Annotated in this window: 7 protein-coding genes; 1 reads left to right on the forward strand and 6 read right to left on the reverse strand. The window is 56.1% G+C overall.

Annotated features, from left to right (window positions below):
- Positions 1–13: 13 nt before the first annotated feature.
- From ACW5W7_RS03780 to ACW5W7_RS03805, 6 genes are all read right to left on the reverse strand, one after another.
- The gene (locus ACW5W7_RS03780) at positions 14–3,112 is read right to left on the reverse strand and encodes a type I restriction endonuclease subunit R (protein WP_279473643.1); all 3,099 of its coding nucleotides are present in this window, start codon (positions 3,110–3,112) and stop codon (positions 14–16) included.
- Complete coding sequence (locus ACW5W7_RS03785; protein WP_279473644.1) at positions 3,099–4,508, reverse strand: restriction endonuclease subunit S; 1,410 nt, start codon at positions 4,506–4,508, stop codon at positions 3,099–3,101. The genes ACW5W7_RS03780 and ACW5W7_RS03785 overlap by 14 nt, the downstream gene beginning before the upstream one ends.
- Positions 4,508–6,889, reverse strand: coding sequence for a type I restriction-modification system subunit M (locus ACW5W7_RS03790; RefSeq protein ID WP_279473645.1), 2,382 nt, complete (start codon positions 6,887–6,889; stop codon positions 4,508–4,510). The genes ACW5W7_RS03785 and ACW5W7_RS03790 overlap by 1 nt, the downstream gene beginning before the upstream one ends.
- A gap of 245 nt (positions 6,890–7,134) precedes the next feature.
- Positions 7,135–8,004 (reverse strand): helix-turn-helix transcriptional regulator, encoded by an 870-nt coding sequence (locus tag ACW5W7_RS03795; RefSeq protein WP_239991392.1) that lies wholly within the window; start codon positions 8,002–8,004, stop codon positions 7,135–7,137.
- A gap of 382 nt (positions 8,005–8,386) precedes the next feature.
- Positions 8,387–10,729, reverse strand: coding sequence for a TOTE conflict system archaeo-eukaryotic primase domain-containing protein (locus ACW5W7_RS03800; protein WP_279473646.1), 2,343 nt, complete (start codon positions 10,727–10,729; stop codon positions 8,387–8,389).
- 74 nt (positions 10,730–10,803) lie between these two features.
- Complete coding sequence (locus ACW5W7_RS03805) at positions 10,804–11,544, reverse strand: NYN domain-containing protein (protein WP_279473647.1); 741 nt, start codon at positions 11,542–11,544, stop codon at positions 10,804–10,806.
- 116 nt (positions 11,545–11,660) lie between these two features.
- Here ACW5W7_RS03805 and ACW5W7_RS03810 point away from each other — a divergent pair, with 116 nt between their 5' ends.
- Positions 11,661–12,827, forward strand: coding sequence for a competence protein CoiA family protein (locus ACW5W7_RS03810; protein ID WP_279473648.1), 1,167 nt, complete (start codon positions 11,661–11,663; stop codon positions 12,825–12,827).
- Positions 12,828–12,881: the final 54 nt, after the last annotated feature.

A 12,881-nucleotide genomic window follows, 5' to 3' on the forward strand; every position in this document is an offset into this window, starting at 1 on the left:
TACCAGTTCCTTCTCATGCCGACGCCCCAGGCTGTGGCGGTACCTTCGGCGGCATAGCACCCCGGTGGTAGGTCGCATCGAACACAGTGTCCGTCAGCCAACGCTTGAAATTTGGGTTGTCACTGAACTGCTTGAACAGTTCGGTGTGGTCGGACAGTAACTCCAACACCACGCGGTTGAGCGCCTTGTCGTGCTCCAGTTTGGCGTTTTGCTTGTCGGAGTTCGCCTGCGCGTTCTGATAAGCCTTGTCCTGCGCCACCCGCGCCGGAATTTCCTCTGCAATGACCTTGCGGATCTTGTCCTCGTCCTTCCACTCAATGTTGCCGAACAGATCGTTGAAGGTTTTGATGATCGCAGAGAGCTTGTCGATTTCTGCCTCGCCCTTACCGCCACCGCCGCCCTGTGGCACTGGCTCAACAGTGGCATCGGCGTCGGCCATTCCCATCTTCAGTGCCGCTTTGGCCTCCACCCTGTAGCTGTCCATGTCGATGGTCTCCAGCACCCCCTTGGAAAGGTCTTCTTCTTTGGGGGCAGGCAGTTTGGGGATGAGGAAGTTCAAGAAAATCGACAGTTTCTCCCACGTCGGATGGCCGTAGCTCAGGATTGCGGCGAGAAAGCCGTAGCTGCGAACAAAGGCCTTGGCTGTGCCCTTGAACTTGACCTGTTCATCCTCGCCGAGCGTGTCGGTGTATTCGGCCACGCAAGTATCGAGGATGGGGTCGAGCTTGTCCCGGTCTGCACCGCCCAAGTACAGCGCCACCAAGTCTTCTACCTGCTGCCAGCTATACACCTGCTGCCCGTCGAGTTCAGCCTTCAGATCGTGCAGCTTGTTGGCATCGGTTTCGCCGGTCTGGATAGTGGCGCGGTAGTAGTCCTGGAACGCCGCCTTCACTGCCTCGGCGTTGTCGGCGAAGTCGAGCACGAAAGTGTCGTGCTTCTGGGGATGTGCCCGGTTTAAGCGTGATAGGGTCTGAACCGCGAGCACGCCCGCCAGCGGCTTGTCCACGTACATCGTGTGCAACAAGGGCTCATCGAAGCCGGTGACGAACTTGTTGGCGACAATGAGGAACCGATAAGGATCCTGCTTGAATTTCTCCGGGATGTCCTTGCTAGGGAATTCGTTCAAGTCAGCTTCGTTCTTCTTCTCGCCAGCGATCTCGAAGTCACCCGAGTACGCCACGATGGCCTTGTACGGGCTCTTGATCTGTGCGAGGTAGCCCGACACCTCACGCCAGTAGTCGATAGCTCGCGCGATGCCGTTGCACACGATCATTGCCCGCGCCTTGCCACCGATCTTCTGTTTGCCCGCAACCTGTGCGATGAAGTGATCGACCATGATCTCGGCCTTGCGGCGGATGGCCTTGTCGTGCGATTCAACGTAGTGGCGGATTTTCTTCAGTGCCTTCACCTTGTCGAATTCCGGGTCGTCCGCCACCGTCTTGGCCACTTGGTAGAAGCTGTTATAGGTGGTGTAGTTCTCAACCACGTCGAGGATGAACTTCTCTTGGATGGCCTGCTTGGTGGTGTAGGTCAGCTCCTCCGGCGAGCGGAACTGCACCTTGTCGCCGACCAGCGTCTTCTCGCCGAACAACTCCAGCGTCTTGTTCTTGGGGGTGGCTGTGAACGCGAAGTAACTGGCGTTGGCCAGCAGCTTGCGAGAGGCGATGCGCTTCTCGATTTCCGCGTTAACCGCATCCTGCGTGCTGTCTTCCTCGAATTCCTCCTCGGAAATCTTGCCAGTCGTGTCGGTATCGGCTGCTTTGCCGCCGAGGGCTTCGTGCATCCGCGCCGTGGTCTTGCCGCCTTGACTGGAATGCGCCTCGTCGATCAACAGCGCGAAGCGCTTGCCGGACAGGTCGCCCAGCTCATCAAGGATGAATGGGAACTTCTGCACCGTGGTGACGATGATCTTCTTGCCCTTCTGCAAGAATCCTCGCAGCTCCTGCGCGTTGTCGGAGTGGCCGAAGATCGCCGCCACGTGGTCATAACCCTTGATGGTGCGGGCGATCTGCGTGTCCAGCGCACGTCGGTCGGTGATAACAATGATGGAGTCGAATTGCACCGCCAGTGGGTCATCTTTGCGACGCAATTCCACCAACTGGTGTGCCAGCCAGGCAATGGTATTGCTCTTGCCACTGCCCGCCGAATGTTGGATCAGATAACGCTTGCCCACGCCGTCGTTGTGGGCGCGGCGCAGCAGGGCACGTACCGTGCGCAACTGGTGGAAACGCGGGAAGATCTGTTTGCGCTTCTTGCGTTTCTTGCCGCTGGCGCCGGTTTCCTCTTCCTCAACCACCTGCGCGTAACTCTCGATGATGTTGGCCAGTGACTCGCGGGTCAGTACCTGCTTCCACAGGTAATCGGTCTTCAGACCATCCGGGTTGGGCGGGTTACCCGCGCCACTGTTCCAGCCCTGGTTGAACGGCAGGAACCACGACGCCTTGCCCTTCAGCTCGGTGCAGAACGCGGCCTCCACGTCATCGACCGCGATGTGCGCCACACAACGTCCCAACTGGAACAGTAGCTCCTGCGGGCTGCGCGTGGTCTGGTACTGAACGATGGCGTCGGCGAGGGTCTGCTTGGTCAGCGAGTTCTTCAACTCGAAGGTCAGCACCGGCAGGCCGTTGATGAAGATGGCCAAGTCCAGTTCGTTGCCGGAAGCGTTGCTGTAGCGCACCTGCCGGGTGACGCTGAAGATGTTCTTGGCAAAGTTTTCCGCAGCGGTGGCATTGCCCGGCGTGGGCAGCAGCTTGTAGAGGTCAACGTGTATCGGTCCGTGGCTCACTCCCTTGCGCAGCACGTCCACCACGCCGCGCTTGGTGATCTCGCCTTGCAGCCGGTGCAGGAACTGGGTGCGCTTGATGCCATCCGCCGCCAGCTCCAGCGTATCCACCGCCTTGGGCTGGGTGGCCTGCAAGAAGGCGAGCAACTGTGCCACATCCAGCGCCACATCGCGGTTGTAGTCGGTGGGCTTGCCCTGCACATAGCCGTTGTGGGTAGCGGCGAAGTCAGTGGGAGCCAGATCATGGCTGTACTCGGGCTGCGGCACACCGGTCAAGCCGCGTACCACGCGCGCCTCGAACCAGCGCTCGCTGGTGTCACTCTTCGCCATTGCCATCCTCCTCTTCTGTCACGTCTTCCTGTTCATCGCCCAGCGAGGCCAGCGCCGCGTCGTCCACCACGTCCTCCGGGCCGGGTTGCCAGCCCCGCACGTCCACTTGGCCGGTGACCACATCGGCAATCAGGCGGTCGCGGTATTCGCGGATGAGGGCGATTTCACTACGAATTTTCTCGATGGCAACGTCTTGCTCTGCCGTCGCAGTTTGAAGCTCGTTCAGAATCTGATCCTGCTCGTCCAACGGCGGCAGAGCAATTCCGAAGTTCTTGACGAAACCGAGCGGCACGCGCTGCTGGCCCGCAGCTCCCGTCATCGCATCGGCTCCCAGTACGCGGAACGTCCTAAGCGACAACAGCTTCGCTAGGAACGCTGGTCGAATTCGCTGCTCTGCCGCCCGGAGCACGATGAACTCCGTTGTGCCAAAACCGATCTCAGTCGGTAGCGTATCGAGCAACCCACCTTTCCCGTTCTCGAAGCACGGCGTGATCTTCGCCATCACCACATCGTTGCGGCGGAAGTAGGTGTAGCCCTCCCAAACTTCCGAGGTCTTTCTGTTCTCAACGCTTTGTAGCTTTCCATCCGTCGTGATGCATTCCATCGGCAGGAACGACACCGAGACGTCGCTGAGTCGAAATGCGGCACTCTCCGAGCGAGACGGATTGAACGCTGCAACGTGTTTGATCTTGCATGTTTCCCAATGTGCGGGGATGTTCGGAATCCAGTCGATACCTGAATCGCGCTTCTCTGTAGCGGCATTAAGACCTTGTGTTACCGCCCCCTCGATGATGGTTTGCTTCTGCTCAATCAACAGCGAAATGAGATCGCGCTTGGCCTTGATAAAGCGAGCGATGTGGGCATCTTGCGCACGGAGATAGGCAACTATTTGATCTTGCTCGGGGCGCGGAGGGACAGGAATTGGAATTTGTCCAAATTGGTCAAAATACAGCCTAAGACGCATATCCATAATGCCCCTTGATCTTATTTTGAACTGTTGGAGATATTCTTTTGTCCTGAATAGAAAATGATAGTAGTCAGTGTTACATGACTTGATTGGTCTCAATATATCGTAGGCTGGACTGGTAACGCCTTGATAGTGGGAGGCGCCAATAGCCCCCATCCAAGCGAGGAGCTTGTTGCAAATTATGTCCCCCTCTTTTACAACCCAGTATCCATCGGTTGTAGAGGCTTTATTGCCGCGTTGCTCAAGACTTTTTCTCGGCCTGACGCCAATATGGGTGTAAACAGATAGCAACTCCATCTGGTTATTTGCTGGCGCTTTTTCAATGACCAGGCGAAACATTTGCTTGGTACGCAGGATGGCCCACGACTCAGGTAAATATTCAAACCACTTCAAATCAGTTCGTCTGTAATCCGGATAAGGGCGAAACATTATTTCTCTACCCCTACGATTTTGTGCAGCAAACCTTCGCTTTGCTGCTCCAGCGCGAGGATGTCGGCACGGATCTCCGCCAGCGTGCGCAGCGCCACGGGCTTGTAGAAGTAGCGGGCGAAGGAAATCTCGTAGCCGATCTGGGTCTTGTCCAAGGCGATCCAGGCGTCCGGCGCGTGCGGAAGTACTTCACGCTCGAAAAAGGCGTCAATACCGCCCGCCTCCTTCAATGGCACCTGCTCGGTGTCGCGCAGCTCGCTGTCTGGCTCGTACTCGACAATGAAGCGATCCTTGCCCACGGTCTCTAAGTATGCTCCGTCGAAGCTGGGTTCAAAGAAGTCGCTCGATTTGAGTTTGGTGCGTTTAGCCAGAACCGGCGGCGCAGCGTCATCTCTCCAGCTCACCGCCTTGTAAATGACCTTTTTCTCGGGCGCGCTGAGTTTCTCACCCTCTGCCTTCAACGCAGCGTCGAAGCGGGTGCGGAACTCGTTATGGTCGTCGAATATGGCGCTACCTAGCGTCTTTTGCACCCGTTGCGCCATTTCCATCAAAGACTTGTCGCGCAGCCAGGTCGCTGCATCGAGCAGCTTCTTGCGGCGCTTGGCGGGTACTGCCTTACGCGCAGCGGGAGCTTCGCTCTCATCGTCACTGTCTTGGCTGTCGTCATCTTCGTTCTCGTCTTCGCCTTTCAACCATGCCTCAATGGCCGGTTTGTGCTTGGCGAACTCGGTATAGAGTGCCTCGCCGTGGGTGGCGTAGATCTCGGCTCGCAGCGCCTCGTCACCAGACGCAAAGCGCAGGGGCTCGATGCGTTTGTCAGAGAGCTGGCTTTTCAGGCGCAGCGGGCGCTCGACGGTGATCTTCCAGTAGCCGAAGTCCTGGGTGTCGAACCACTTTGATTCAGCCGTTTCCTGCTCGCTGTGCAGATACAGGTCAAGGATGCGGGCAATGTCGGCCTCGCCCAGTTCGCAGTTCTTCTTGCCGAGGTTGCGGCGCAGCGGCTGGAACCAGCCACTTGCGTCGATCAATTGCACTTTGCCACGACGCGCTTCAGCCTTCTTGTTGGCCAGTACCCAGATGTAGGTGGCGATGCCGGTGTTGTAGAAAATGTTGAGCGGCAGGGCGATGATGGCTTCCAGCCAGTCGTTTTCCAGCACCCAGCGGCGGATGTTGCTCTCGCCCTGGCCCGCGTCGCCGGTAAACAGCGCGGAGCCGTTATGCACCAGCGCGATGCGGCTGCCCAACGGCGTGTTGTGCTTCATCTTTTGCAGCTTGTTCACCAGGAACATGAGTTGCCCGTCGCTGGAGCGGGTAATGAGCTTGAACTCAGGATTGCCCGCGTGGTTGACGATGAAGCGCGGGTCGTTGAATTCCTTCTTGCCGCCCATGCGATCCAGATCGGTCTTCCAGCTCTTGCCATAGGGCGGATTGGAGATCATGAAATCAAATTCGCGCGAACGGAACTGGTCGGCGGACAGGGTGGATTTGTCAGCGCCACCGACGATATTCTCGGCCTCTTCGCCTTCGCCCTTCAAGAGCAGGTCGGCCTTGCAGATGGCGTAGGTTTCGTCGCTGATCTCTTGCCCGAACAGATGGATGGACACTTCCTTGCCATGCTGCTCGGCCAGTTCGTGTAGCACCTCCTCGGCCACCGTGAGCATACCGCCGGTGCCGCAGGAGCCGTCGTAGAGCGAATAGGTGCTGGATTCGATGCGCTCGGCTACCGGCAGGAACAGCATCTTGGCCATGAGCTGCACCACATCGCGCGGAGTAAAGTGCTCGCCAGCCTCTTCGTTGTTGTCTTCGTTGAAACGGCGGATCAGCTCCTCGAACACCGTGCCCATACCGTGGTTATCCAGTGCGGGCAGTTTGATGCGGCCATCAGCATCCTTCACTGGCAGCGGCGCGAGATTGACCTCTGGGTCGAGGAAGTCCTCGATCAGGTAGCCGAGAACATGGGAATCCACCAGTTTCTGAATCTGGTTGCGGAAGTTGAACTTGGTGAGGATCTCCTGCACGTTGGGCGAGAAGCCGTCCAGATACGCAATGAAGTTATCGCGCAGCCGTTGCCCCGCCGCGCTTGCTTTCAGCTTGGCCAGAGTGAATTCCGAGACGTTGTAGAAGGCTTGGCCTGCCGCCATGCGCAGCGCGCCGTCCTGTTCGGCCACCTTGTGGGTGTCGAGGAATTTCTTGCGCTCCAGCACAGTTTCCTTGGTGGCCTCCAGTACGGCATCGAGCCGTCGCAGTACGATGAAGGGCAGGATCACGTCGCGGTATTTGCCGCGTACATAGACGTCGCGCAGGCGGTCGTCGGCAATGTTCCAGATGAAGTCGGAAATCCACTTGATCTGGCTTTGGTCTTGTTGTTGTTTCTTCTGCATCGATACGTTCCTCAATTCGCCGCAGCGCCGGTGGCATTTGTCAGTGGCGACGGCGAGACTTCATGATCTTTGAGTTCGCCCACAAGGCGTTCTTGGCGCTCTGCCAGAAGCGTGGGCCTCCACGCGTTTTCTGAGCTGACTTCCTGCGTTAGCACGAAGGGCGACACCTTGCCCTTACCCTTGAAGTTGGCATCCTTCAGTTTGTCGTGGGCTACAAAGTGCCTTGGTCATTGGTTTTCTTCTTTCTATCGTTTCTTGACGTTGCTCGGGGCTTGGTAGCCCGGAGCCAGCTTGGCGTTCTCGACGCCGTACAGCGCCAGTGGATCGCTAAGCCATAGGCGGTACTGCTCTTCTTTGAGGTGATGGTCGGGCGAGCAGTCCACACTCCAGCGCAGCAACATGTAACCCGCAACAGCTGCTCGCACTCGCATTCGTATCGAGCAGCCAACCATCCCGTAGTCCATCTTGATGATTTCGGGGCGGGCGAGACGCGGGTGTGGCACCAAGTCCAGCTCCACGATCCGCGTCCACTGAATATCGTTATCCGGGCGCTCATTGGCTTTGGGTTCTTCATCGACCAACACGGGCGCTTCCATTCGAGTGACAGCAAAATCGCGGAACTCACCACTCTTTCGATCAAAAGCCCGGACATGCCAACGCAGGCCTGAATCAACCAAGGCAAACGGCACGATGATCCGGTCGGACTCACCGTTGCTCATCGAGTGGTAGCGGATGGAGACTGGCCGCTTGGCGTGGATCGCCCGGCATACTGGCGCCAAGACATCCATTCTGGGGTTGCTCAGGGCGGTGGGCGACTCGCACGGCAGCAGTGGTTGCGTTGCGCCGTTTGCGCCCTCGCCGAAGCCCTGCGCCAGCGCCGACAGCACGCGTTGAGATAGGTGGTCGAACAGAGGGGAGAACGTCTGCGCGATGCGGTAGATCTTGTTGCTACTGTCAAAGATGATGTTATGCGGTGCAATTTCCCGGTACAGGGCAAAGTCGCGTGTCGCCCCTGCCGGAGCCACACCGAAGCGCTCAATCAGGTCTGGGCGACCGATTTCACCGAAGAAGTAGAGTCGGAAGTCGATGTAGGCCAGCCGCTCACGCTGGACCAAGCTCAAATCATCGAGCCGCTTAGCGGAGGAACTAGGCATGAACTACCACTACAGGGGGAAATGAAAATTGAATGCTGTAATCCATACGGCGCTATCGTTATAATCAAATTGATGACCATCATGCGCCAATGTTTGTATAACAGCAAGATGTGAAGTCTCAAACGTAGACAGTTCTCGTATTGTCCGATGTTTTTTTATACCGTTAAATTGATGCCATCCAACGATGAAATCTGGCTGCCCAATGCCTTATTGACTCTTCATGCCACTTGTCCTTATCCACTTACTTGGTTTGCGTAAGGATGTCGGTAACTTTAAAAAAGGAGTCATCTATGGAGGCAGGGGTTACTCCTTCCTGTGGACTGGTGCTTATTGAAAAACGGACTCAGGTTTTAATTCTGTATCCCATCGTCCTATACCCCCGCTGCCGTTTGTCCCACATTCGCAGCAATGCAGGATGACCGGTATCCACGAAGTCGAAAATTTGCACATCGGTCTTGCCTGCATGTTCCCGATGCAGACGCCCAGCATATTGCTGTAGCGTCCCTTTCCATGAAACCGGCATCGCCAGGATCAGCGTATCGAGGGGTGGGTGATCAAAGCCTTCACCGACCAATTTACCTGTCGCCAACAAGATCCTCGGCGCATCGGATGGCAACGCATCCAAGTCGGCGATCAGCGTTGACCGCTGTTTCTTGGACATTCTACCGTGCAGCACAAACGGCGGAAGCGTCAGATTTTCGAGGGCAGATTTGATTGCATCAAGGTGCTCGGTGCGTTCCGTCAGAACCAGTACCTTCCGGCCCTCCTCATAGGCATCGCGCACCTGGGCTGCGATGGCTTCAGTTCGGGCCGTATCATTGGCCAGATGTCTAAAGACGTCTTGGATGCCCGCCTCGGCAGGCAGTTCAATGTGGGGAGACCATGAGCAGGGCACTACCTCCAGGTTATGAGGGGCATTGACCGGTTTTTCCGCTGTGTATCTGATGGGGCCACACTGCATGAAGATAATCGGTTGCAAGCCGTCACGACGGATAGGGGTGGCGGTCAGGCCGAGTACGAATTTCGCTTTGGTTCGCTTCAATACGGCATCAAAAGACGCTGCGCCAATATGGTGGCATTCGTCCACGATCACCTGACCATAGTTCTCTACCAGCGGATTGACTTCACCTTGACGAGAGATGGACTGCATTACTGCGATATCGATCTTCCCGGTTGGCTTAGCCTTGCCACCACCAATGGTGCCGACCAACCCCTTACTGTTCTCCAGGAATGCCTGCAAGCGGTCTTGCCACTGCTTAAGCAACTCGGTGCGATGTACTAGCACCAGAGTGCTAACGCCTCGGCGTGCGATCATTGTGGCAGCGGTGACAGTTTTACCAAAAGCAGTCGGAGCGCATAGCACACCGACATCGTGGGACAGCATCGCTGCGACGGCATTTTCTTGATCCCGCCGCAAGGTGCCGATGAAGGCGGTTTCTATGGGTTCACCGGCAATGCGCTCGTCGCACAGATGGCAACCGATGCCGTTTTCCCGGAGCAGATCCATTGCCGCATCAAGGCAGCCACGAGGTAAGGCGATGTGCTGCGGAAAGTTCTCCGCATTGCCGATGACACGGGGTTTATTCCATACCGACATTCGCATGGCCTGTGCCTTGTAGAACTCAGGGTTCTGGAACGCGGCTAGCCGGATAAGGCTATTGGCCAACGCCTGCGGTAACTGCGCTTTCTCAAAATAGATCAAGTTGGCCATTGTCACGTTCAGCAAGGTAGGCATCGGCCCGGACAGTTTCTTGGTCGCGGTATTCTCCCGCTTCCAGGGGGTGAGCAGGTCTTCGTCATCAATAAAGGTCACGTCGAGTGGGTGAACATTACCGGTGGCTTGCAGGATGGTGGGCTCAATGTCGTGTGGGGGCATCAACTGGATGGAGTCAAGAAATGCCCATTGGTCAGGGTAGGGGGCCAGTTTGGCATCGACGAAAACACTGAAATCTTTCTCCCTCGGCCCCTTTTGCAACGGTAAGGCGATCAGATTTCCGAAGCCTCCCTTGGGCATGGAATCCTGATTAGGAAACAATCGATCATAGGAGCCCAGCTTCAGTTGTCGACTGCGAGCACAAGTGTGGCTGATGATGGCTGAGCCCAGGCGTCTGGCATCGCGTGCCGATACACGGCTGACAAAAAACACCCAAACATGGGCACCTTTGCCCGAGCGTGAGATTTCCAGTGCGGCCGGAATTTCCAACTCTGCACACGACAGCATGATTGCACGCGCATCTTCGCGCCAATCGGCTTCATCGAGATCCATGGCCAAAAAATAGCAGCTGTCATCTTCCAACAATGGATAGACACCGACGGTGTGCTTACCGGCCAGGTGATCGTAGATCACGGTATCGGAGACTGGGATCAGCAGGCGCTGAGTGCAGTCACCACACTTAATTTTGGGCTTCTCACAGACCCCCGCTCGCCATTCGTTGGCGCAGGCCGGGGCATAACCGGATTTGCCGGTTGTCCTGCTTTCCCAGCGTATAGGGTAAACATCAGTGCGTCCACGAAAAAGACCACGAAACATCGCAACCTTTTGAGCGGTGGAAAAGAGTGTGGCGCCTGGCTTTTGTACCACAGGAGCGGCGGGATTCGGCAGTCGCCACTCGATGCCGTGTTTTTCCAGTAGTGCAATCAAGCGCACATTTTCGGCTTTGAGGGTACTGACCTCATCATTCGTCATTCGCGAATCCCTTACTTCCAAACCGACCTGCGATAAGAATGTTGCCCTGCCATCAAGCTATGTGCCAATGAAGGTCACAGCTCGACGATTTTTTTGATCTGAGAAACCGATTTTCTGTGTCTGACCATCAGTCCAGACTTTTCGTTCTTTTTCAATTCAAAGAGGTCAATGGCTGCAAATAGGTCGCTTAGTTTTCTGAACCCATAGTTACGCGGGTCGAACGACGCATGATTTGAGATGTGACTGCCAACCCCGCCCAAGGATGCCCAACCATCTCCCGTTTCCACAGCATCAATGGCTTGACGTAGCAGATTGATCAGCCGAGTGTCCCCTTTCAGGTTCTTCGCATGAATGGCAATCGGCACTTCCTCTTTCACCTCCTGGAGTGGGGGATCCAAGTAAAGAAACTTGGAGCAGCTATTCACGAAGGGTAGGGAGGCCTTACGCTCCCCAAACCCGACCACCTGTTTGCCATCGGCCAGGCAACGGGTGACCAACGGCGTAAAGTCACAATCCGAAGAGACCAGACAGATCACATCGATATCCTTGGTGTAGAGCACATCCATCACGTCGATCACCAACGCCATATCGGTGGCGTTCTTGCCTTTGGCCAGGTCAAATTGCTGCACTGGCTGGATGGCGTACTCGTGCAATATGTCCTCCCATGGCTTGAGGTTGGCATTCTTCCAGTTGCCATAGGCCTTGCGTATATTGACCACACCATAGAGGGCCAATTCGGACAGCACCGTTTCAATCTTTCTTGCCGGTGCATTGTCTGCGTCAATAAAGAGCGCGATGGTATCCTTGTCTTTCAACTTAACCTCCTTGTCCTGAGATGGTCTAATCGGTGCCGATCCCGTTGAATCAAAGATTTGATATTATGGAGCTATCTAGGCAATTGCCTTAACCAGTGGGTAGTTGAGTTCTCGCTATGTGGCAAGAAATACGTATTCCCTTCGCGGTCAGGATTGATACCGGCGAAATGGTGTCAGTTGACGAGGTAGAGCGAGGGCTAGCCTGTAACTGCAAGTGCCCCAGCTGTGACGGCCGTCTGGTGGCCAGAAAAGCCGATGTGAATGCACATCATTTTGCGCATCACACCGCCAGCAAGGAAGCCTGCCAATACGCCTTTTACACCAGTATTCGCCTGATGTTGCTCTCTCGGCTCGATGACATCAAGTTGCTCAATACTCCTGCCTTCGAGATCTTGTTCGAGCGAGTCAGCCATCTAGTCTCCGCGCCGCATCCCGACATCAAAGTGTACCGTACATCCCAGGAGAGTCAGCAGTTGGCACCGACGGCACTCTATGCTTTGCAGGATCGGAACGACTACCGGCTTGGACTGGATTTCCCCGCTGCTGATGAATCGCCACAGGATAAACCCTATTGGCTGGATGATTACACCCGCGCCAACCCTAAAACAGGCATTCTTTCGGTGGTGTATCGCACCTTTGCCGAACATCTATTTCGGAAGGACCGCCCTGACGGCATGGATACCACGTCTTGGATGTTCCACATACTCAGTACCAATCCGAAGTGTCTGCACTGGCAGTTTCATCCAGCGGCAGAACTGAAGCGCAGTCGCTTGCAATACGAAGCAGATGAGAGGGAACGCTGCCAGGCCGAACAACGGGTGAGGGAGGAGGAGCGATTACGGGTGTGGAGAGAAGAGGAGGCACGGGAGCCTGAGCGCCAAGCCCGACGTGAGCGCGAACAGAAACTGGCACAGGAGCGACGACAGCAGCGGGAGGCGATGTTACGGTTAGCCCGCCAGCAGCAAGAAGAGGAGGAACGGCGTCAGATGGCAGAGCGCAAGCAGCGGAATGAAGCCATCTGGGAGCGGATGGAACAAAAGCGCAAGGAAGCCATTGAACGTAGGCGCTTGGATGAAGGAGAAATACAGCGGGCGGTGGACCAGTTGGTTACTGGACAGCGAAGAATGGATGCTGTGACCGGGCCGGTGGAGGAGGGACCTAAGGTTTGCAAATATTGCTTCCTTGAGTCGGAAGCACTTACGCTGCATGGTTACTGCTATCGCGAGCAGTGTGTCGGAGCCCGTGAACGAGCTAGGCGGTTTGGCAAGTATTTCCCTGACTAAGTAATATGTAGCAATTATGGAGTAAAGGTATGCGTCTAATAATACTTACACCGA

This window comes from Aeromonas intestinalis (assembly GCF_054052485.1).

Excerpts from the sequence above, each read along its gene's own strand:
- ACW5W7_RS03800 (WP_279473646.1), bottom strand. The coding sequence starts at position 10,729 with ATGACGAATGATGAGGTCAGTACCCTCAAAGCCGAAAATGTGCGCTTG.
- ACW5W7_RS03780 (WP_279473643.1), bottom strand. The coding sequence starts at position 3,112 with ATGGCGAAGAGTGACACCAGCGAGCGCTGGTTCGAGGCGCGCGTGGTA.
- ACW5W7_RS03790 (WP_279473645.1), bottom strand. The coding sequence starts at position 6,889 with ATGCAGAAGAAACAACAACAAGACCAAAGCCAGATCAAGTGGATTTCC.
- ACW5W7_RS03785 (WP_279473644.1), bottom strand. The coding sequence starts at position 4,508 with ATGTTTCGCCCTTATCCGGATTACAGACGAACTGATTTGAAGTGGTTT.
- ACW5W7_RS03810 (WP_279473648.1), top strand. The coding sequence starts at position 11,661 with ATGTGGCAAGAAATACGTATTCCCTTCGCGGTCAGGATTGATACCGGC.